Annotated in this window: 19 protein-coding genes; 8 read left to right on the top strand and 11 right to left on the bottom strand. The window is 70.8% G+C overall.

Translation table 11 applies throughout. The features are described 5' to 3' along the window. Positions 1-28 precede the first annotated feature (28 nt). The gene (locus tag ACFOY2_RS33770; protein ID WP_379532164.1) at positions 29-1438 is read right to left on the bottom strand and encodes a leucyl aminopeptidase; all 1410 of its coding nucleotides are present in this window, start codon (positions 1436-1438) and stop codon (positions 29-31) included. Positions 1439-1518: 80 nt separating this feature from the next. After that, on the bottom strand, positions 1519-1686 hold the full coding sequence (locus tag ACFOY2_RS33775; protein ID WP_020545024.1) for a DUF3117 domain-containing protein: 168 nt from the start codon (positions 1684-1686) through the stop codon (positions 1519-1521). Positions 1687-1867: 181 nt separating this feature from the next. On the opposite strand from ACFOY2_RS33775, the gene ACFOY2_RS33780 reads away from it, so the two are divergent. Genes ACFOY2_RS33780 through ACFOY2_RS33790 form a run of 3 tightly spaced genes read left to right on the top strand, consistent with a single transcriptional unit; the run spans position 1868 to position 5693 of the window. Beyond that, positions 1868-2644, top strand: a complete 777-nt coding sequence (locus tag ACFOY2_RS33780) for a PaaX family transcriptional regulator (protein ID WP_379532165.1) — start codon at positions 1868-1870, stop codon at positions 2642-2644. Then, a complete protein-coding gene (locus ACFOY2_RS33785; protein WP_379532166.1) occupies positions 2641-3417 on the top strand; it encodes an enoyl-CoA hydratase-related protein in 777 nt (258 codons plus the stop codon). Before ACFOY2_RS33780 ends, ACFOY2_RS33785 begins: the two co-directional genes overlap by 4 nt. 26 nt (positions 3418-3443) lie before the next feature. Then, the gene (locus ACFOY2_RS33790) at positions 3444-5693 is read left to right on the top strand and encodes a polysaccharide lyase 8 family protein (RefSeq protein WP_379532167.1); all 2250 of its coding nucleotides are present in this window, start codon (positions 3444-3446) and stop codon (positions 5691-5693) included. On the opposite strand, the gene ACFOY2_RS33795 is transcribed toward ACFOY2_RS33790, so the two are convergent. The 6 genes from ACFOY2_RS33795 to ACFOY2_RS33820 all read right to left on the bottom strand — a co-directional run bounded on the left by ACFOY2_RS33795 (position 5653) and on the right by ACFOY2_RS33820 (position 10479). Continuing rightward, positions 5653-6171, bottom strand: a complete 519-nt coding sequence (locus ACFOY2_RS33795) for a DNA-3-methyladenine glycosylase I (protein WP_379532244.1) — start codon at positions 6169-6171, stop codon at positions 5653-5655. The two genes, ACFOY2_RS33790 and ACFOY2_RS33795, sit on opposite strands and share 41 nt — an antisense overlap. A gap of 29 nt (positions 6172-6200) precedes the next feature. Then, complete coding sequence (locus ACFOY2_RS33800; protein ID WP_379532168.1) at positions 6201-6872, bottom strand: hypothetical protein; 672 nt, start codon at positions 6870-6872, stop codon at positions 6201-6203. 114 nt (positions 6873-6986) lie between these two features. Continuing rightward, positions 6987-7571: an LOG family protein gene (locus tag ACFOY2_RS33805; protein WP_379532169.1), complete on the bottom strand. Its 585-nt coding sequence runs from the start codon at positions 7569-7571 to the stop codon at positions 6987-6989. 11 nt (positions 7572-7582) lie between these two features. After that, a complete protein-coding gene (locus tag ACFOY2_RS33810) occupies positions 7583-8380 on the bottom strand; it encodes an LOG family protein (RefSeq protein ID WP_379532170.1) in 798 nt (265 codons plus the stop codon). Between the two features lie 210 nt (positions 8381-8590). Then, positions 8591-9646: a succinyl-diaminopimelate desuccinylase gene (dapE, locus tag ACFOY2_RS33815; RefSeq protein WP_379532171.1), complete on the bottom strand. Its 1056-nt coding sequence runs from the start codon at positions 9644-9646 to the stop codon at positions 8591-8593. Beyond that, positions 9646-10479, bottom strand: coding sequence for a 2,3,4,5-tetrahydropyridine-2,6-dicarboxylate N-succinyltransferase (locus ACFOY2_RS33820; protein ID WP_379532172.1), 834 nt, complete (start codon positions 10477-10479; stop codon positions 9646-9648). Before ACFOY2_RS33820 ends, dapE begins: the two co-directional genes overlap by 1 nt. Between ACFOY2_RS33820 and ACFOY2_RS33825 the strand changes: the two genes are divergently transcribed. Continuing rightward, positions 10478-11332, top strand: a complete 855-nt coding sequence (locus tag ACFOY2_RS33825; protein ID WP_379532173.1) for a hypothetical protein — start codon at positions 10478-10480, stop codon at positions 11330-11332. The genes ACFOY2_RS33820 and ACFOY2_RS33825 overlap by 2 nt on opposite strands. Positions 11333-11343: 11 nt before the next feature. Here the strand turns inward: ACFOY2_RS33825 and ACFOY2_RS33830 are convergent, their stop codons facing one another. From ACFOY2_RS33830 to fdxA, 3 genes are all read right to left on the bottom strand, one after another. Further along, positions 11344-12003: a DUF4178 domain-containing protein gene (locus ACFOY2_RS33830; RefSeq protein WP_379532174.1), complete on the bottom strand. Its 660-nt coding sequence runs from the start codon at positions 12001-12003 to the stop codon at positions 11344-11346. A 92-nt stretch (positions 12004-12095) separates the two neighbouring features. After that, positions 12096-13166, bottom strand: a complete 1071-nt coding sequence (gene dapC, locus ACFOY2_RS33835) for a succinyldiaminopimelate transaminase (RefSeq protein WP_379532175.1) — start codon at positions 13164-13166, stop codon at positions 12096-12098. 104 nt (positions 13167-13270) lie between these two features. Next, positions 13271-13597 carry a ferredoxin gene (gene fdxA / locus ACFOY2_RS33840; RefSeq protein WP_127936365.1) on the bottom strand — a complete coding sequence of 109 codons (327 nt, stop codon included), beginning with the start codon at positions 13595-13597 and terminating at the stop codon, positions 13271-13273. A gap of 105 nt (positions 13598-13702) precedes the next feature. Between fdxA and ACFOY2_RS33845 the strand changes: the two genes are divergently transcribed. The 4 genes from ACFOY2_RS33845 (at position 13703) to ACFOY2_RS33860 (ending at position 18132) form a co-directional block, all read left to right on the top strand. Beyond that, entirely contained in the window at positions 13703-13933 is a 231-nt protein-coding gene (locus ACFOY2_RS33845; RefSeq protein WP_379532176.1) for a putative acetyltransferase, read from the top strand. A gap of 17 nt (positions 13934-13950) precedes the next feature. Beyond that, positions 13951-15024, top strand: coding sequence for an ABC transporter substrate-binding protein (locus tag ACFOY2_RS33850; RefSeq protein ID WP_379532177.1), 1074 nt, complete (start codon positions 13951-13953; stop codon positions 15022-15024). A 101-nt stretch (positions 15025-15125) separates the two neighbouring features. Beyond that, complete coding sequence (locus ACFOY2_RS33855) at positions 15126-15902, top strand: class I SAM-dependent methyltransferase (protein WP_379532178.1); 777 nt, start codon at positions 15126-15128, stop codon at positions 15900-15902. Positions 15903-16014: 112 nt separating this feature from the next. Further along, entirely contained in the window at positions 16015-18132 is a 2118-nt protein-coding gene (locus ACFOY2_RS33860; protein WP_379532179.1) for a hypothetical protein, read from the top strand. Positions 18133-18137: the final 5 nt, after the last annotated feature.

The raw sequence follows: 18137 nt of genomic DNA on the forward strand, positions 1-18137 counted from the left end.
TTTGGAGCCTGAGCGGCAGGCGGCGGGTCTAGCCGCGGGTGAGCCACTCCAGCAGCAGGCGGACGCCGAAGCCGGTGGCGCCCTTGCTGAGCACGCCGTCGTCCACCGTGCTGCGCCCGACCCCGGCGATGTCGAGGTGCGCCCACGGCCGCCGCCCCGCGAACTCCCGCAGGAACAGCGCCGCGGTGATCGACCCCGCCCCGAACCGGGAACCTGCCTCGACGTTGGCCAGGTCGGCGATGGACGACTCCAGCGCCGGCGTGTAGTCCTCGATCAGCGGCATCCGCCACAGCCGGTCGTCGGTGGCCTGCCCCGCCTCGACGAGCTGCTTGGCCAGCGTGTCGTCGGAGGCGTAGACGGCGCCCACGTTGCGCCCGAGCGCCACGGTGATCGCCCCGGTGAGGGTGGCCAGGTCCACGACGGCGTCGGGGTCGAGGACGGCGTCGGCGTAGGCGAGGGCGTCGGCCAGCACGAGCCGGCCCTCGGCGTCGGTGTTGAGCACCTCGACCGTGCGCCCGCCGTAGTGCGTGATGACGTCGCTGGGCCGCTGGGCGGTGCCCGACGGCATGTTCTCCGCGGCGGCGACCAGCCCGGTGACGCGTATGGGGGCTCCCAGCTCGGCCAGCGCGCCGAGCACCGCGATCACCACGGCGCCGCCCGCCATGTCGGTCTTCTGGGTCTTCATGTTGGCGGTCGGCTTGAGCGACAGCCCGCCCGAGTCGAACGTGATGCCCTTGCCCACCAGCACGATGTGCCGATCGACCGGCTCGGCGGGCGTGTAGGAGAGCTGGATGAGCCGAGGCGGGCTGGCCGAGCCGCGCCCGACGGCCAGGATGCCGCCGAACCCGTCGGCCTGCAGTTGCTCTTCGTCCCACACCCGCATGGGCACGCCGCGCTCGGCGGCCCGTTCCGCGAGCCAGGCCGGGTTCTTGACGGAGGAGGGGGTGTTGGCCAGGTCGCGGGCCAGCGACACCGCCCGCGCCACGATCCGGGCCCGCTCCACCTGCGCCTCGTCGGCGCCGGCGAAGGCCAGCGTCCGCACGGCCTTCTTGCCCGCTTTGCCGATCTTGTAGGTGTATGCGGCAAGCAGCGCGGCCTCGGCGAAGGCCTCCTGGTCGCCCTCGGGCACGACCACGGTCAGCGTGTCCCTGCCCTTGGCCTTGCGGGTCAGGGCGGAGGCGGCCTTGCGCAGGGCACGCGGAGAGCCGTCGCCCACGCCGTACAGCAGCACCCTGCCCACGCCGCCGCCCCTGGCCACCGGGACCTCGACGATCTCCCCCGCCTCGCCCTTGGCCTCATAGTGGGCCAGCACGTCGGGCGCGGGCAGGTGCAGCCCGGCCGCGTATGACGGCGTGAGGTCGGAGGTGTAGGGGACGGCAAGCAGCTCGGCGTCGTCGGGAACCTCGGCGACCACCGACACAGTGGTCTCAATCGGCACGCGGAATCTCTCCTCTAACGTCAGCGACCCTGGCGCGGGGCAACGCCAGGGTCGTGGAACAAAAGGTGTCTTTCGGGGGCTCAGCCGACGACGTTCTTCAACGCCTCGCCCAGCGCCTTCGCCTCGTCGGCGGAGATCTCCACGACGAGCCGGCCGCCACCTTCCAGGGGGACCCGCATGACAATGCCCCGCCCTTCCTTGGTGACCTCAAGCGGACCATCGCCGGTCCGCGGCTTCATCGCCGCCATGCGTGCATCCCTTCCTGCCTTGGGCTCCCGCGGCCCGCGATTTCCGACCGCCCGTGGGGGGTGGTCGGCGCATTCACGTCTTCTGTGATGTCCCATTCTCCCGCATCGAGAGCGCTCATGGGTAACGATCTCCTCCCAGAATGCGTTGTCGGCGCAGGCGATGACGTCCAAACTGGACTGCGTGCACGCTCGCGCCGCTCTGTTCGACCTCTATGGAGACCACCTGCGCTCGCGCGGTGGGCAGGCGTCCGTGGCCGCGCTCGTCCGACTCATGAAACCCCTGGAAATAGCCCCTCCGGCGGTGCGGACCGCGGTGTCGCGGATGGTGCGGCAGGGCTGGCTGCGTCCGCTCAGGCTTCCGCAGGGCCCCGGCTACGGGGTGACGCCGAAATGTGTCAGGCGGCTTGATGAGGCCGCACTGAGAATTTACCGAGCTGGGACGCTGACCTGGCACGGCCGCTGGCATGTGATCGTCTTCGGGCCGGTCAAGGAGCGCCCGCGCAGGGAGCGGCTGCGGGCCGATCTGACGTTCCTCGGCTACGCCTCGCTCTCGGAGACCACGTGGATCGGCCCGCGCTCCTCGATCGAGCTGGACAACCTGCTGGAGGGCGAGGGCGTGCGGGCCGACAGGTTCGACGCCGCCCTTGAGGGCGATCCACGCGAGCTGGTCACGCGGGCATGGGATCTGGCCGCCATCGGCGAGGCGTATGAGCACTGGCACGCGGAAGCTGTCACGCTGATCAGCACGCTGCCGGAAAGGGCGGCCGCCGACCAGGTCTTCGCCACCAGAAGCCGGCTCGTGCACGGCTGGCGCAACTTCCTGTTCCGCGACCCCGGCCTGCCGCCCGAACTGCTGCCCGCGGGGTGGCCGGGCGAGAAGGCCAGGGCCTACTTCGAGCAGGAGGCCACCCGGCTGCTGCCCGCAGCCGCCGCGTTCGTCGAAAGGGAGTTGATTTGATCCGCTATGACGTGGCCGACGCCGTCGCCACCATCACCCTCGACCGCCCCGACGCGATGAACTCGCTCACCGCCGAGCTCAAGGACGCCCTCCTTGAGACGCTGCGCAAGGCGGCGGGCGACCGGGGCGTCAGGGCCGTCCTGCTCACCGGCTCGGGGCGGGCCTTCTGCGCCGGCCAGGACCTGCGCGAGCACGCCGACAACCTGGAGGCGGGCCTGGGCCTGGCCGACACCGTGCGCGCCCACTACAACCCGATCGTGGAGCTGATCGCCACCATGGCCAAGCCGGTCGTGGCCGCGGTCAACGGCGTCGCGGCCGGCGCGGGCGCGTCCCTGGCCTTCGCCTGCGACCTGCGGATCGCCTCGGAGAAGGCCAAGTTCGCGCTGGCGTTCGCGGGCATCGGCCTGGCGCCCGACTCCGGCGCGTCGTGGACGCTGCAGCGCCTGATCGGACGGGGCCGCGCCGCCGAGCTGATGCTGCTCGGCGAGCCGCTCGACGCCGCCCGCGCGCTGGAGCTGGGCCTGGTGACACGGGTGGTCCCCGCCGACGACGTGCTGAAGACCGCCCAGGAGCTGACGGTACGCCTCGCGCACGGCCCGACCCTGGCCTACGCGGCCACCAAACGGGCGCTGGCCTACTCCGCGACGAACGCGCTGCCCGACGCGCTGGCCATGGAAGCCGACCTTCAGGACCAATGCGTCGCAACCCGCGACCATCTCGATGCCACCAGAGCCTTCCTGGCCAAAGAACGCCCGGTATTCAACGCGGAGTGAGGCCGGCATGGGGTACTGCTAGCCGCATGCACGCCTCCGACGCCCTGGGCGCCGCCTCCTTCGACGCCCTTCGGACGACCGCCGTGGAGTTGCTCACCGGCGGCGCGATCGACGTCCGCGACCCGGTCTACGCCAGACCGCTGGCCGCGCTGAGCGGCACGGCCGCCGCCTGGCTGGCCGGCCTGGAGCCCGGCGTGCTCTGGCCCGATCTGCCGCTCGAAGACCGGCCGGGCAACGTCACGGGCAGCTACGGCCGCCTGCGGCTGATCGCCACGGCCTGGGCCACGCCGGGCGCGGCGCAGCACGGCGACGACGCGGTGGCGGCCAAGGTGATCGAGGCGCTCGACGTGCTCCACGAGCGTCACTACAACGAGCGCCTGCCGGAGACGGGCAACTGGTGGTTCTGGGAGATCGGCACGCCCGCCGAGCTGTCCCGCGCGTGCGTGCTGCTCGGCGACCGGCTCGACGGCGGCAGGCTGGGGGCGTACCTGGCGGCGATCGACCGGTTCTGCCCCGACGCCGACCGCCGCGCGGGCTATCCCGAGGCGGGCGAGAGCGGCGCGAACCGGGCCGACAAGGCCGCCATCGTGGCCTTCCGCGGCGTGGCCGGGCGCAGCGCGGAAAAGCTGGCGCTGGCCCGCGACGGACTGTCCGACGTGCGCGGCGGCGGCCGGCAGAGCGTGTTCGCCTACGTCGGCTCCGGCGACGGGTTCTACCCCGACGGGTCGTTCATCCAGCACGGCGACGTGGCCTACACGGGCTCGTACGGCCTGTCCCTGCTCATCGCGGTCTCCCAGACGCTGGCGCTGCTGGAGGGCTCGCCCTGGCAGGTGAACGACCCGGGGCGGCGGGTGGTCCTGGACGCGGTCGAGCGCTCCTTCTCCCCTTTCCTCCACGACGGCCTGCTGATGGACACGGTCAGGGGGCGGGCGGCCACGCGGCAGACCTTCTCCGACAGCGTGGCCGGGCACGCCGCGACCGGCGCGGTGCTGCTGCTCGCGCAGGGCGCCCCCGAGCCGTATTCCAGCCGGTTCAAGGAGCTGGCCAAGGGGTGGATCGAGCGCGGCACCACCCGCCCCTACCTGGATCACGCGGACGTGCCCGAGACGCGGCGGGCGGTCGCCGTCCTGGACGACAAGACGGTCGAGGCCGCGTCCGGGCCCGTCGGGCACTTCGTGTTCCCCTCGATGGACCGGGTGGTGCACCGGCGGCCGGCCTGGTCGTTCGCGATCAGCTTGTCCTCCCGCCGCATCGCCGCCTACGAGGCCATCAACGGCGAGAACCCGCACGGCTGGTACACCGGCGACGGCATGACCTACCTCTACACGAGCGACCTCGGCCAGTTCGGCCACGACTTCTGGCCCACGGTCGACCCGTACCGGCTGCCCGGCATCACGGCCGACGACAGGAGGCGCGAGGACCTGTCCTTCCGCGCCTACAGACCGGCCAACGCGATGGCCGGCGGCGCGGTGCTGGAGGGGCGCTTCGGGGCCGCCGCCATGGAGCTGATCGGCGACGGCTGCAGCCTGCGGGCGCGAAAGTCGTGGTTCTGCCTCGACTCCTCCGTGGTGGCGCTCGGCAGCGGCATCAACGCCCACGACGGCCGGCGCGTCGTGACCGTGGTGGAGAACCGGGCCACGGACGCGGACCCGTACCTCGGGGAGGGCTGGGCGTACCTGCCGGGGGTCGGCGGCTACGTGCTGGACGGCGCGTGCAGCCTCGTGGAGACCCGTACGGGCCGCTGGCGCGACATCAACGCGGGCGACGACACCGCCGGTGCGTCCGAGCCCGTCACGCGGCGCTACGCGACGCTCTGGCTCGACCACGGCCGCGACCCCGTCGACGCCTCCTACGCCTACGTGGTGCTGCCGAACGCCACACGCGACCGCACGCGGGCCTTTCGCGGGTCACGCCCGGTGCGAGTGGTCGCCAACACCGCCACGGTCCAGGCCGTGCGGGCGCGCGGGCTGATCGCGGCCGTGTTCTGGGAGGCGGGCGAGGCGGGCGAGCTGCGCGTGGACGCGCCCTGCGTGGTGCTGATGCGGCGCACCAAGGACCGGATCATCCTGGCCGTGGCCGATCCGAGCAGGACCGTGGACGTCGTCACGCTCACGCTCGACCGGCCCGCGCGCGGGATCACCCTGCTGGAGGACACCGTCTCGGCGCGTACGGGGCCGCGGCCCACCCTGACGTTCAAGCTCGGCGGCTCGCTCGGGCGCACCCACACGGCCGAGCTCAGCGTGTACGGGCCACGCAGCCCTCAATATGGTCGTTGACCAGGCCGATGGCCTGCATCAACGCATAAGCCGTGGTCGGGCCGACGAACCTGAAGCCGTGCCCCTTCAGCTCCTTGGCCAGCGCCTTCGAGCCGGGCGTGATGGCGGGCACGTCGGCCATCGTCGCGGGCACGGGCGCGTCGGGGTCGGCGTAGCGCCACACCAGCTCCGACAGGCCGCCGGGCAGGTCCTGGGCGACTCTGGCGTTGCCGATCGCGGCCTCGATCTTGGCCCGGTTGCGGACGATGCCCGTGTCGTCGAGCAGCCGCTCCACGTCGTGCTCGGTGTAGGCGGCGACCTTGGCGATCGAGAAGCCGTCGAAGGCGGCGCGGAAGTTCTCCCGCTTGCGCAGGATCGTCAGCCAGGACAGGCCAGACTGGAACGCCTCCAGCGCGACGCGTTCGAAGACCTCGTCGTCGCCTCTGAGCGGGCGGCCCCACTCCTGGTCGTGGTAGGCGAGGTACATCGGGTCGGCCATGCCGGGCCAGGTGCAGCGGATCGGCTCGGTCACGGGCGCTCATCCCCTTCCTTGACCAGGGGGGCGCCGACGGGTTCTGCCGCGTCCTCGGACTCCTTGGAACCCTTCTCGGACTCCTTGGACTCGGGCTCCTTCGCGTCCTCGGGCTCTTCTGGCTTCTCGGCCTCTTCCGGCTCGTCGTCCTGGGTCTCCTGCGCCGCCACGCGGGTCGGCCGGACCCGCCACTCCGGCTCCTCCGGCCCGTGGCTCAGCTCCTCGGCCGCGTCCCACGCCACCGTGGCCCCGCTGGCCGTCAAGGGGTCGCCCTGCTCCGACAGCTCCCGGGGCGCGGCCGGCGCCTCGGGCTCGTGGTCGGTACGCAGGCCGGAGCCCGGCGCCGCGTAGACCTCCTGGCGCGCGTACAGCCGGCTCGACATCAGCTCGGAGACCCGCTGCTCCAGCACCGCGATCCGGGTGTCGCGCGCGCTGATCGCGTTGGCCGCCCTGCGCAGCGTCTCATCGACGCTCTGCGTGTGGTAGCCGACGAGATTGACCGGCAGTTGGAGCGCCATGAAGTCGACCGCCGTGAGCTGCCCTGCCTCGGGCAGGTTGAGAGGCGGCACATCCGGCGGGAACTCGGTCAGCTCACCGCCCCTACCGAGAGAGACCAACACCACGCAGCCCAGGATGGCGATCGCGGCGATGGCGAGTATGAGCAGCACATTGGCATCGTACTCATACCATCAAGGCACGAGGTGCCGTAGCCACACAGGCCGGTGCGTCTGCCAACGTTGCGGGCACGGCGACCGCGCTGGTCACAGCGTGTGCGGGAGTCGTCATCCTGCGGCTTCGCCGAGTTCGGCGACGCTGGGCCTGACCGGCTGGGCGCGGGCTTCGAGGTGGGCCAGGGCCTCATCGACGGTGGTGGTCCAGGAGATCGCGTCGAAGACGTCCGCCCGGGTGAAACCCTGGTCGTACATGGTGCCGACCAGCGTCTTCAGCGGCTCGTACAGGCCCCAGGGGTCGAGGATCACCAGGGGGCGGTCGTGGATGCCGAGCACCCGCGCGGTCCAGATCTCGAAGAGCTCCTCCAGCGTGCCGATGCCCCCGGGCAGCACGAGGAAGGCGTCGGAGCGGGCGTCCATGACGCCCTTGCGCTCGCGCATGTCCTGGGTGACGACCAGTTCGTCCGACTCCTCGTCGGCGATCTCGATGTCCACCAGGACCTGCGGGATCACGCCTATCGTGCGCCCGCCGGCCGCGCGGGCGGCCGAGGTGACGGCCCCCATGCAGGAGACGGTGGCGCCGCCGCTCACCAGCGTGTGGCCCCGCTTGGCGAGCTCGGCGCCCACGTTCGCGGCAAGGTCGAGGTATTTCCTGTCGATGTTCATGCTGGAGGCGCAGAAGACGCAGATGTTCACATCGAGGAAGCCTATTGGGGCTCGGCGATCTGGGCGGCGGCCGCCTCCAGTTCCTCCTCGCGCTGCTGGGAGCGGGCCCGGTCGGCGTCGAGGATGATGCGCACGGCCTCGTCCACGTCGTCGGTGACGGTGATCAGGTCGAGGTCCTTCGCCGCGATCTTGCCGGTGTCGAGCAGCGTGCTCTTGATCCAGTCGAGCAGGCCGCCCCAGAACTCCGAGCCCATCAGCACGACGGGGAAGGAGGTGACCTTGTGGGTCTGGACCAGCGTGAGCGCCTCGAACAGCTCGTCGAGGGTGCCGAAGCCGCCGGGCAGCGCGATGAAGCCGCACGAGTACTTGACGAACATCGTCTTGCGGACGAAGAAGTAGCGGAACTCGATGCCGAGCTCGACGTAGTCGTTCATGCTCTGCTCGAACGGCAGCTCGATGCCGAGCCCGACCGACACCGAGCCGTCCACGTCGCACGCGCCGCGGTTGGCGGACTCCATGACGCCAGGACCGCCGCCCGTGATCACGGCGTAGCCCGCCTCGGCCAGCGCCCTGCCGAGTTTGCGGCCCGTCTGGTAGTCGGGGGAGTCCTCCCGCGTGCGGGCCGAGCCGAACACCGTCACCGCCGGCGGCAGCTCGGCGAGCTGGCCGAACCCCTCCACGAACTCCGCCTGGATGCGCAGCACCCGCCACGGGTCCATGTGGACCCAGTCGGACGACCCCTGGCGGGCGAGCAGGCGCTGATCGTGGGTGGAGGTGGGGACGAGGCGGCCGCGCACCACCGCCTGCCCTTGGCGGCGTTCCGGACGTGTCTGTTCCATGCGAGTCACGCTAGCCCCCTTGTGTCGCGGACGACCCCAGCAGCACCCTCGAACACCGAAACCCCTGCTCACAGGGCCGATCGGGCCCGCCAAAAAAACTTGAAAAAGTGGGGGAACCGAATTTCGACCCCCTTGCGTCTAACTGGCGAGGGTGCTGCTCGGGACTGAAAGTGGTCTTCCCCGCCAAATGGCCGGCGAGGAAGGCCACTTTCATATTGTGAGCCAGTCCAGCATCGCCCGCTCGCTCTCGACGATTTTCGACAGCGACACGTACTCCCCCTGCTGGTGCGCCAGGTTCGGATCGCCCGGCCCGTAGTTCACGGCGGGGACGCCCAGCGCGGAGAAGCGGGCGACGTCCGTCCAGCCCAGCTTGGCGCGTGGGGTGCCGCCCACGGCCTCGGTGAACGCCGCCGCCACCGGGTGCGTCAGCCCCGGCCTTGCCGCGGGCGCCGCGTCCACGAAGGCCACCTCGAAGCCGTCGAAGACCTCGCGTACGTGCTGCTGCGCCCCCTCGATCGACAGGTCGGGCGCGAAGCGGTAGTTGACGGTCACCACGCACTCGTCCGGGATGACGTTGCCCGCCACGCCGCCGCGCACGCCGACCGCGTTCAGCCCCTCGTGGTATTCGAGCCCGTCGACCACCGGCCGGCGCGCCTCGTAGGCGTTCAGCCTGGCCAGCACCGGCTCGATCCCGTGGATGGCGTTGACCCCGAACCACGAGCGCGCGCTGTGCGCCCGCTTGCCCCGCACGGTGACCTCGGCGCGCAGCGTGCCCTGGCAGCCGCCCTCGATCACGCCGTCGGTGGGCTCCATGAGCACCGCGAAGTCGGCGGCCAGCCAGTCGGGGTGGTCCCTGGCGACGCGGTTGAGGCCGTTGCGCTCGGCTTCGACCTCCTCGCAGTCGTAGAAGACGTACGTGACGTCCTTGCCCGGCGCGGGCACGATGGCGGCCAGCTTGAGCGCCACGGCGACGCCGGCCTTCATGTCGGAGGTGCCGCAGCCGTACAGCAGGTCGCCCTCCACCCGGCTGGGCAGGTTGCCCGCGAGGGGGACGGTGTCGAGGTGGCCGGCGATGAGCACCCGCTCCGAGCGGCCCTGCTGCGTGCGGGCGATGACCGTCTCTCCCGATCTGTCCACCTTCAGGTGCGGCAGTGCGGACAGAGCGCGTTCGACCTCGTCGGCCAGCGCCCGCTCATCTCCGCTCACCGACTCGATGTCCACGATCGCGGCGGTCAGCGCGCGTACGTCCTGTGTCAGGTCCAGCATCAGGCATTCACTCCGTGTTCTCGCAGCACCTCGTTGAGCGCCGCCTTGTCGTGCCGTTGTTCGGGCTCCAGGCGCTTGATCACCAGCACGCAGGGCAGGCCGAACGTGCCGCCGGGGAACTCCTTCTGCCGGGTGCCCCCGACGGCCACGCACCAGTCGGGCACCTGGCCCCTGGCCAGTTCCTCTCCCGTCTGGGCGTCGATGACCGGGATCGAGGCCGAAAGGATCGTTCCGGCTCCGACGACCGCGCCGCGCCCTACTCGGGCGCCCTCGACGATCATCGAGCGGCTGCCGATGTACGCCTCGTCCTCCACGACGACGGGGACCGCGTTGGGCGGCTCCAGCACGCCGCCGATGCCCACCCCGCCCGACAGATGCACATTTTTCCCGATTTGGGCGCATGAACCGACCGTCGCCCAGGTGTCCACCATCGTGCCGGAATCCACGTACGCGCCGATGTTCGTGAACGACGGCATCAACACCACCCCAGGCGCCAGGTACGAACCCCAGCGCGCGATCGCGCCCGGCACCACCCGCACCCCGTCGAAGGAGCTCTTCAGCGGGTGCCTGTCGTGGTGCTGGAAGTCGCCCACCTGCGAGCGGGTCAGGCCGAGCACCTTGAAGCTGAGCAGGATGGCCCGTTTGACGCGCTCGTCCACGACCACCTCGCCGCCGACCAGCCGCGCGGCCCTGGCCTGCCCCTTGTCGATCAGGTCCACCGCCGTCATGACCTGGTGGCGCGCCTCGGCATCGGCCGGCGACAGCTCGGCGCGGCGCTCCCACAACTCGTCCACCACCGGGGACACCGGTGAAGAGGTGCTCACGTGACTCATGGCCACGGAGCCTATCCGGCCAGGTAGGTTCTTCAGGGTGCGCCTGCGCTTCTCCCGTGGAGTCATCACCATCGCGATCATCGTCGTCGTGCTGGCCGTCGGCGTTTCCGTGGTTCTGGTCAACCTGCTCAAGCGCGCCAAGCCGCTGGCCGTGCCCGAAGCCCACTGCACGGTGCGCACACCCGAGGGCACCCGCGGTCTCGACCCGGAGCAGGCCCAGGTCTCGGCCACCATCGCCGCCGTGGCCGCCCGCCGCAAGCTGCCGGAACGGGCCGTGGTCATCGCCTACGCCACGGGAATCCAGGAGTCGAAGCTCTACAACCTCGAAGGCGGCGACCGCGACTCGCTCGGGGTGTTCCAGCAGCGGCCGTCGCAGGGCTGGGGCACCAAGAAGCAGATCATGGACCCGGTCTACGCCACCAACAAGTTCTTCGCCGCCCTGGTCAAGGTGAAGAACTACCAGAAGATCCCGCTGGCGGAGGCGGCCCAGGCCGTGCAGCGCTCCGCCGGCGGTTACGCGTACGCGCCGCACGAAGAAGAGGCAAAGATCCTGGCCGCCGCCTTCACCGGGCGTGTCCCCCAGGCCGTCCACTGCTGGTACCCACCGGGGGCGACCCCCGCGCCGCAGCCCCAGGCGTCGGAGGCCCGCAAGCAGCTCGCGCGGGCGCTCGGGAGCACGGCCATCACCACCAAGAAGCGGGGGTGGCTGGTGGCCGCCTGGTCGGTGGCCTACGCGCAGAAGTACTCGCTGCGCCAGGTGGGTTACGCGGGAGCCACGTGGTCGAACGACATCGAGCTGGAGGGGTGGCAGGCGGGCGGCAAGGCCGGAACCTCCAAGGTCGAGCTCTCCTGATCGGGCCCGGGCTAGGAGGCGCGGCGGACGATGGAGATGGAGCCGGGCGGCAGGGGCTGGGCGTGGCTGGCGGTCCAGGCGTTGCCCTGGATGCGTTCGAAGGACAGCAGCCGCCCGTCCGAGGCGCGGTAGTCGGCGAAGTCCAGGAGCCCCCGGTCGGGGTTGCCGGTGTCGCCCTCGCTGCGGAAGGCGGCCGTGCCGCGTTCGACGGGGAAGAACTCCACGCCCTCCATGATCAGCATGCTCTTGGCGGGCACCATCCCCTGGGTGGGCACCTCCGTCCAGAGCTGCACCTCCAGGTGCGGCGGGTCGTCGGCGTGGAGCTCGACGGACAGCCACTGGTAGCGGCGGGAGGCGTCACGGAGCAGGTATTCGGTCCACTGCATCCCCTGCCAGGAGATGTACATGGCGCCGAGCACGCGCGCCGGCGACCCGTGCACTTCGATCCGGTCCCCCACCTTGATCGTGCGTGGGTCGGTGTAGTCGGTGCCTGCATGCGCCGCCGGGCCGCTCACCGGCGCCGGCAGCGGGGTCTCGACCGGAGTGACCTCAGCCGGTGGCGCGCTCGGACGGCCCTTCCTGTCGGAGCGCAGGGTGGCCAGGAGGACCCCCAGCAACAACAGGACGGTGGCGATGCTCAGCCCGAGTACGACCATGGAGGTCATGCTCATCGATCAGCTCGCTCCACTCGCGGTCTGCCTCGGCAAAAGCCCTTATCAATTTATGCGTGTCAAGCCGGATTGCCCCGCTCTGAGCGGCGATCCTACTGGAGGCGGCGCACCGCCGCATCGATCCGCTCATCAGTGGCGGTAACCGCGATGCGGATGTGCTGCCCACCTGCTGATCCGTAGAACTCGCCCGGCGCGACCAAAATCCCGATTTCGGAGAGCTTGCTTACCTGATCCCAGGTGCCCTGCCCGTTCGACGCCCAGAAGTACAGCCCGGCCGTCGAGTGGTCGATGGCCCATCCCGCCTTCTCCAGCGCGGGACGCAGCGCGGCACGGCGGGCGGCGTAGCGCTCCCGCTGCCGGTCGGCGTGCTCGTCGTCGCCGAGCGCGACCGTCATGGCCGCCTGTACGGGCTGGGGCATGAGCATGCCCGCGTGCTTGCGGATCTCCAGCAGCCGCTTGACCAGGGCGGGGTCGCCCGTCACGAACCCGGCCCTGTAACCGGCCAGGTTGGAGCGCTTGGAGAGCGAGTGGACCGCGAGCAGCCCCTCGTGGGAGCCGCCGCAGACATCGGGGTGGAGGATCGAGATCGGCCGCTCTTCCCAGCCGAGCTCGATGTAGCACTCGTCGGAGGCCACGATCGTGCCGCGTTCGCGCGCCCAGGCCACCACCTTGCGCAGGTGGTCGGCGGGCAGCACCCGGCCCGTCGGGTTGCCGGGAGAATTGACCCAGATGAGGTCGACGCGCTCGGGGCCGGCCGCCAGTGTGCTGTCGGAGGCCGTGCCCACCGCCCCGGCCAGCCTGGCGCCCACGTCGTAGGTGGGATAGGCCAGCTCGGGGAAGATCACGCGCTTGGCGCCCAGGTAGGTGGGCAGCCACGCGACGAACTCCTTGGAGCCGATCAGCGGGAGCACGTCCCGCTGGTCGACGGTGACGCCGTGCCTGCGCCCCAGCCACCCCGCCGCCGCCTCCCGCAGCGCCGCGGTGCCGTGGGTCAAGGGGTAGCCGGGGCTGTTGGCCGCCTGCGTCAGCGCGTCCTGGACGACCTGCGGCACGGGGTCGACGGGCGTTCCGACCGAGAGGTCGACGATGCCGTCGGGGTGTGCCAGCGCGCGTTCCTTGTACGGCTCAAGCCGGTCCCAGGGGAAATCAGGCAGGGTGTTCACAGTTCTCCAGGGTTTCGCATCAGCCGTGCCGGGCGCGGGCGCACGCCGGGCGTACGGGGCGCATCCGGCCTGGATGCCCCCCGTGCGCGGCGTGGCAGGACGCGCTAGTGGTCTTCGCCCTGCGGAGGCAGGACGGACACCACCGGGTGGTCCTTGTCTATCTTGCCCACCTTCGAGGCGCCACCAGGCGAGCCGAGTTCCTCGAAGAACTCAACGTTCGCCTTGTAGAAGTCCTTCCACTGCTCAGGAAGGTCATCTTCGTAGAAAATCGCCTCGACGGGGCATACAGGCTCACACGCGCCGCAGTCCACGCACTCGTCGGGGTGGATGTAAAGCATGCGCTCGCCCTCGTAGATGCAATCGACGGGGCACTCCTCGATGCACGCCTTGTCCAGGACGTCCACGCAAGGCTGCGCGATGACGTAGGTCACCTCGAGCTCCTTCTTCTCCGCACCATGGCATGAGTCTGACCGCGGTTTGCTACGCCCTAGTATTGCCGTGCTTGCCTGCTGGCCGAAACGGAGGGTGGCAAACTCATGGCCGGACGCCTGGTTGTCGCCATCACAAGTCAGGACATAGGCGCACGCATCACCACCCGCAGGCGCGTTCCTGAAGGCTTTCGCGACACGGTCGGCATCCTCGTGTCGTGGGAGGACGGTCTTCTCAAAATTCAGAAAAGGGACGGCACAGTGGTGGAGATCCGGGAGGAGAGCCTGGTCGCCGCCAAAGTCGTTCCGGCCGCGCCTCCTCGACCTGGGCGGATGTAACAGTAAGTATTCATTCCGTGACTGTACGTACCTGCGCCGCCGCAGCAGCCATCATCGCCAGCGCCGGATGCGGCGCGTCGTCCACGGAGTCCACCGCGACCCAGGCCGCCAAGGACCTGCCGCCGATCAACACCGGGGCCGCGTCGCTGCGGGCCGGGTTCGGCACGATGGACCGGCTCGTCGAGGCCGCCAAACACGAAGGCGCGCTCAACGTGATCGCGCTGCCCCGCCAGTGGGTCAACTACGGCGAGGTCATCGACACCTTCGCCGACAAGTACGGGCTCAAGGTCAACGAGCTCGAACCGGGCGCCAGCAGCAAGCGCGAACTCGACGTCGCCACGCAGCTCAAGCCCGACGTGTTCGACCTGACCATGGACATGGCCGTCTACGGGGCCGACCGCTTCGCCCCGTACAAGGTGCAGGGCTGGCAGGACCTTCCCGACGACGTCAAGGACCCGGCCGGCGCCTGGTACGCCGCCTACGGCGGCTACATGTCCATCGGGTACGACCCGCGCGAGGTCAAAGCGCCGGCCTCCTTCGCCGACCTGCTCCAACCCGGCTACCGCGTCGCGCTCGACGGCGACCCGCTGCGTTCCGCGGGGGCGTTCGACGGCGTGATGGCCGCCTCCATGCGCTCGGGCGTGCCGCGTCCCGAGCAGGGGGTCGAGCTGTTCGCCAAGCTCAAGCAGGCCGGCCGGTTCACCGAGCCGGCCAAGGCCAACACGATCGTGGCCTGGGACCACCTGAACGCCGCCCGCGGCGCCCAGCACCCCGACGCGTGGAAGGTGGCGATCCCCCGCGAGACCCCGCTCGGCGGCTACCACGTGCAGGCGATCAACAAGGCGGCCCCGCACCCGGCCGCGGCCAGGCTCTGGCAGGAGTTCGTGTTCTCCGACGAGGGCCAGAACCTGCTCCAGAAGGGGTACGCCCGGCCGGCGCGCGGCGAGGCCATGCTCATGAAGGGCACGCTCGACGCCGAGCAGGCCGCGAAAATGCCCAAGGCGCCCGGCCCGCCGGTGCTGCTGACGATTCCGCAGGCAGACGCGGCGAAGGCGTACCTGAAGCAGGAATGGACGAAGAGTGTGGGATGAGTCCGATGTGACTTGATATGTCGTAGGGACGTTCAGGCTCTAAAGTGAACGGACAGCACGGCCACGGGGGCCCGATGTCTGACGAATGAGAGCTGATCGTCTTGCGATACGACACACCGAGCTTGGAGCGGTGGAACAGTCGTGCCTACGACAGCAGCTTCGGCTACGTCTCCACGCAGGGCGCGCCGCTGGTCGACCTGCTGGATCCGCGCCCTGGAGAGCGCGTGCTCGACCTCGGCTGCGGCACCGGGGTGCTGACCGCCCAGGTCGCCTTCAGGGGCGCGGAAGTCCTCGGCATCGACGGCTCGTCCGCGATGATCGAGAAGGCGCTGGCGCAGTACCCCGGGATCAACTTCATCGTCGGCGACGGGCACGACTTCAACATCGTCAACCCCTACGACGCGGTCTTCTCCAACGCGGCCCTGCACTGGATGAGCCGCGAGCCCAGCACCGTGATCGCCAACGTGCGCGAAGCGCTCAAGCCCGGCGGGCGCTTCGTCGCCGAGATGGGCGGCGCGGGCAACTGCGCGGAGCTGACCGCCGCGATGCTGACCGCCTGGCGCGAGCACGGCCTGCGCGAGCCGGAGCTGCCGTGGTACTTCCCCACGCCCGCCGAGTACGCCAGGCGTCTTGAGCAGGAAGGCTTCGTGGTCCGGCTGCTCGAATACTTCGACCGGCCGACCCCCCTCGACGAGTGCCCCGGCGGGGCCGCCGACTGGGTGCGCATGTTCGCGGCCTCGGTGCTCGAAGGGCTGCCCGCGGAGATCGTGCAACCCCTGCTGAGGCGGGTGAACGAGTTGGCCGCGCCGGCACTTCGCAGGGAGACTGGCTGGATGGCCGACTACGTGCGTCTACGCTTTGCCGCAGTCCGGCGTTGATGCGTCGTGCATGATGCGTAGGGCTGATTTGCCGGACTATGGTCTGTTCCGTGGGCGGCGAGATTATGGCTGCACCGCTGCGGCGGCGTGAGGGGCTGGTGAACGGAACGGGATGAACTTCTGCCTGAGCGACCTCGTACCACCGTTGAGGTGGAGCGACGCGTCCACGATCACGCTACTCACCGGGCAGCCGGATCTGCCGGATGCGTGGTGGCGCAGCCTGCCCATGCCGCGCGTCCTGGCGACGATCGGCCCCGAGTCGCTGGGCGAGCTGCTGACGGAGATCGCCCTGGAGCACTGGCCCGCCGCGTCGGTGGGCGACGTCCTGCCGGCGCTGCACGTGCTCGATCCCGAGGAGGCCGACGAGCCCGCCGTCGCGATCGCGCTCGACCGTGCCGGGTCGTGGGCGGGGCTGCTCGCGCTGACCGGCAGGGAGCTGGTGGACCAGCCCTTCATTCAGGCTCGGCCGGTGCTCAACACGCTGTTCGCCGCAGTCCTGGTACGTCTTTCGCACCCGCCGCACCAGGAGGCCGCCGCCGAACCCGTCGTAGGCGCGCACCCGCGCGTCGCCGCCGAGGCTGAGCCCGTCCGTCGCGAGCCCGAGCCCGCCCCGGCGGCTGAGGAGCCCGTCCAAGAGGCGGTCGCGGCGGAGCGTGCGGCTGAACCCGCCGACGAAGGCGAGGCGCCCGAGGAAGCCGCGCCGGTCCTGAACGCCGACGCCGTGGAGGAGACCCACGAGCCCGAGTCCGTGCCGGACGCCGCCGAGAAGGCCGCACCGAAGGCGGCGGCAGAAGAGGCGGCGCTGAAGGCCGAGGGCCTCGACGAACCGGCCGAAGCGGACCACGTGGACGCCGAGCAGGTCGCCGAGGTCCCAGAAGTCGAAGGGGCGGACGCCGAGGCTCCAGAAGTCAGAGGGGCGGACGCCGAGGCCGAGCCGGCAGAAGCCGAGCACGCCGAAGTGGGCGTTCCCGAAGCGGAGCACGCCGACGCGGGGGTTCCCGAAGCGGAACGTGCTGAAGGGGAACACGCCGAAGCGGCGGACGCCGAGGCGCAGCACGCTGAAGCGGATCGCGGCGCGGAGGCCCCTGACGCGGAGCACGCCGCCCAGCAGGCCGAGGATCAGCAGGTCCAGGAAGAGCACGACGAGCCTGCTGAGCAGCAGGAGCCGGTGGCCGCGTCCGCCGGTGACTCCGCGTCCCAGGACCACCAGCTCACCGACCTCATCGAGGCCGCGTTCGCCGGTCTGGACGACAAGAGCTGGGCCGTGGCCCAGAACCGCGTCTTCACCGACGAGCCCTCCGCCGTGGACCAGCTCGCCAAGCTGTTCGCCGTCCCCCCGGCCGAGATCTCCGCCACCGAGGACGAGCTGCGCGCCCGCCTGGAGGAGTGGCTGGCCAGCGACGAGGCGGCCCCGTACCGCGCCCACCTGGACGAGTTGGGCAGGAAGCTGGGCCCGGCGGTCCCCAAGGATCAGCTCATAGGCGCGGCCGACTGGCACAACGTGGAGATCCGCGCCCTGGAGGTGCCCGCCTGGCAGTTCGTCCTGGCGACCCTCCAGCCCTCGCCCCCGCCCCAAGCTCAGCCGCAGTCGGCGTTCGGCCCGCTGCCGGGGCCCCCGCCCCCGCCGCCCGGTCCCCCGCAGTTCCAGGCGTTCACGCCGTCCGAGCCTCCGGCGCACGAGGCGAACGGCGGTTCCGAGGAGCCGCAGGGCTACCAGCCGCTGAAGGACGTCTCCCAGACCAGTCGCTGCTTCAGGCAGCCGGACGGCCGGTGGTGGCTGCGCATCGACGTGACCGCCGAGCAACTGGCGGGCGGCGAGTGCGCGCTGCCGACGGGGTTCGCCTCGTACCTGGGCCTGTCGCCCGGTGAGGGCAGGGCTGTCAGGAGCGCCGCGGGCGAGCTGACCATGACGTGGCACGGCAGGCCGGTGCTCGAGTCCATCGAACGCCTCCTCGTGGACGTCGGCGCCCGGGAGGGCGGCCACCTGTTCCTGACCCTGTCGGACGAGGGCGTGCTGCGCGCCAGGCATCTCCCGGTCGCCGCCCAGGGGGCCGAGAAGATCACCAAGGCGTTGCGCCTGGTCGGCTACACGGCTCCGGGAGGCACCCGAGATCAGGCCGCCCGGGTGATCGCCACCCGGATAGGGATGACGGGACCGGTCAACCTGCCCGACCTGCTCAACAGGCTCCGCGAACGCGGTGACCGCGACCTGCTCGAACTCTTGGACTGAGCCCC

This window comes from Nonomuraea purpurea, from assembly GCF_042650645.1.
Lineage (GTDB): Bacteria > Actinomycetota > Actinomycetes > Streptosporangiales > Streptosporangiaceae > Nonomuraea > Nonomuraea purpurea.

Excerpts from the sequence above, each read along its gene's own strand:
- ACFOY2_RS33775 (WP_020545024.1), bottom strand. The coding sequence starts at position 1,686 with ATGGCGGCGATGAAGCCGCGGACCGGCGATGGTCCGCTTGAGGTCACC.
- ACFOY2_RS33790 (WP_379532167.1), top strand. The coding sequence starts at position 3,444 with ATGCACGCCTCCGACGCCCTGGGCGCCGCCTCCTTCGACGCCCTTCGG.
- ACFOY2_RS33795 (WP_379532244.1), bottom strand. The coding sequence starts at position 6,171 with ATGGCCGACCCGATGTACCTCGCCTACCACGACCAGGAGTGGGGCCGC.
- ACFOY2_RS33810 (WP_379532170.1), bottom strand. The coding sequence starts at position 8,380 with ATGGAACAGACACGTCCGGAACGCCGCCAAGGGCAGGCGGTGGTGCGC.
- dapE (WP_379532171.1), bottom strand. The coding sequence starts at position 9,646 with ATGCTGGACCTGACACAGGACGTACGCGCGCTGACCGCCGCGATCGTG.
- ACFOY2_RS33825 (WP_379532173.1), top strand. The coding sequence starts at position 10,478 with ATGGCCACGGAGCCTATCCGGCCAGGTAGGTTCTTCAGGGTGCGCCTG.
- ACFOY2_RS33820 (WP_379532172.1), bottom strand. The coding sequence starts at position 10,479 with ATGAGTCACGTGAGCACCTCTTCACCGGTGTCCCCGGTGGTGGACGAG.
- ACFOY2_RS33830 (WP_379532174.1), bottom strand. The coding sequence starts at position 12,003 with ATGAGCATGACCTCCATGGTCGTACTCGGGCTGAGCATCGCCACCGTC.
- ACFOY2_RS33845 (WP_379532176.1), top strand. The coding sequence starts at position 13,703 with ATGGCCGGACGCCTGGTTGTCGCCATCACAAGTCAGGACATAGGCGCA.
- ACFOY2_RS33860 (WP_379532179.1), top strand. The coding sequence starts at position 16,015 with ATGAACTTCTGCCTGAGCGACCTCGTACCACCGTTGAGGTGGAGCGAC.